General features: G+C 22.2%; 1 protein-coding gene. It reads right to left on the minus strand.

All coding sequences use genetic code 4. From position 1 onward, the window contains the following. Nucleotides 1-117 precede the first annotated feature (117 nt). Entirely contained in the window at nt 118-1,224 is a 1,107-nt protein-coding gene (locus MAGTDC_RS02170; RefSeq protein ID WP_146656866.1) for a pyridoxal phosphate-dependent aminotransferase, read from the minus strand. Nucleotides 1,225-2,404 lie beyond the last annotated feature (1,180 nt).

Consider the following 2,404-nt stretch of genomic DNA (forward strand, 5'->3'; position numbering starts at 1 on the left):
CATATTTCTTAGTGTATTAATTAATTATCAGTTAATATAAATATATCTATGTATAGTAAATTATTGATATTTGTAATAGATTTAAAAACATATACCAAATGTCTCATTTATTAGACCCTAACATTTCCAATATTGCTTTGTGTATTCTTCTGTCTTATGGGTAACTAATACAAACCTTTGTTTGTTTAATTTCTTTAAATGATTGATCAACTTAATGTTAGCGCTTGGTGAACCAACACTTATTCTTATGTTATTAAATAATTTATATTCTGACATCCGTCTAATATTTACATTACAACTGGTAATATAATTTTCAATTAATAATATTGGTACTCTTTTATTAAATTTAATTACAACAAAATTAGCATATGATTTGCTGATAATAAAGTTGGCTTTTCTAAGATTAACTATAATTTTAACCAATCAAAACATATTAAATCCTCTAGATAAATTATATTGTTGTGAATCTGTTATTGCAATAGGTCCAGCAATTTGAGCTATTTTGTTAATACTAAATGGACTTTTAATCTTTTCAATCAATGTTGTTATACTCTTTCTACTATACATTCATCCTAATCTTAACGAAGCTAATCCATATATTTTTGATAATGTTTTTACAATACTAATATTAGTATTTATTTTAATTGAATATCTATCATCTTCAACATATTCTGAATAGGCCATATCTAAAACTAATAATATATTTGTTGGCATCAATAAAATTGATAGTTGATTGATCTCACGAATTGTTAAAAACAATCCTGTAGGATTTGTTGGGATCGTAATGAAAATCATTTTTGTTCTTATATTTATTGATCTCACGATATTATTAATATCTATTTTGTTGTTTAAATCTTTTATGATTACAGGAACAGCATGGGTAACTAAAACTTGTGTTTTATAAAGTAGAAATCCATGTTCAGATATTATCACTTCATCTCCTTCTCTCAGATAAGCAGAACATAATAAGCTTAGAAGTTCATCCGATCCATTACCTAGTACTATTTGTTTCTTGTTTAAATTGTATATATTGGCAATGTTGGTTACAAGTTTGTTAGAAATATTATTAAAATATCTTTCTAATTTAACATGATTAATTTGTAATTGTCTTCTTATTAGTTTACTAGTTCCCAATGGGTTCTCATTCGAAGATAATTTATAATTATTTAAACCCCTTGAAGAATTCAAGCTTGGTTGGTATTTTGTTATTAGATTCAATGTCATTTATTTATAACCCATGTTTATATTAATTATATTTATGTATTTGATAGATTTATTTGTTGTTATGACCATTGATTATAAATAATTTAAATGAATACTTAATAAAATTAATACTTTAACTTTTAATTAAATATTTATATTATTGATTGTTAATATCGGATCAAGAAAGAGACCTAATAAATAACATATAACTAATTGTTGGGTTGATTGATGTACATATTATTCAATATTTTGGTTATATTATATGATAGAACAAGTTCATAAATAGTTATGTAGTTAGAAATTAATTAATTGATGATAATATATAGATGTAGTGAACTATTTATTAGTTAATTTCTAAGATTTGGTGTTGATTGAATTTAATATCAAAAGATAATAATAAATACTTTTATAAATTAAAACCAAAAATTATTCAAATTGTTGTTAAAACTTTGGTAGAATTAATTCTAAATAATAATATAGAATTGACATGATGTTGTTTTAATGTTATTAAGTACATGATTTGGATCACAAATGATGTTTATCTATAAATATTATCTAATCAAATATTTATATTAATAGGTTGGATATATCAGTAACGAACGGTTGTTTATTGGAATACCTTAAAACCAACCAAATAAATATTTTGGTAACTAAATTGTTAAGATGTATCTCATGTTCAAAGATGTAAATAGAAAATAGAGAATAAAGAGGATATATCTATATGTTCTATTGGCCTTGTGTTATATTTTTGAGAATTAAACTAATTCTTATTATTACAACATTTTTAATCAATAATAAGATAAACATTGTATAGAGATATACTATGTCTGTTTCCTATAATTGGAGTTAATATTGTACAAAATGTTCTTATTTTAAAACCAAGGTAATTAGTTATTTTTATGTATACCTTGTTAATTAGATTTAGATCATATAATGTTTATTTAATATTCAATTAATAATAAAATTAATAATAAGTATTAAATATTAGACATAAAAACCATTTTAATTAATTTATAATCTCAAAAAACAAAACATAAAGACTTATACACATCATGAAGTATTAGGTTTTTTGTACACAACATCATTACATCATCAAAAGTTCTTTCTTCTATCAAACTCTTAATAAGACTATTAATATCAAGTACAATTTCATTGAAACATGTTTTATTTATTAATATAAGTTTTTACCATCAATGTGTAT

The sequence above is a fragment of the Candidatus Hodgkinia cicadicola genome (genome assembly GCF_002774925.1).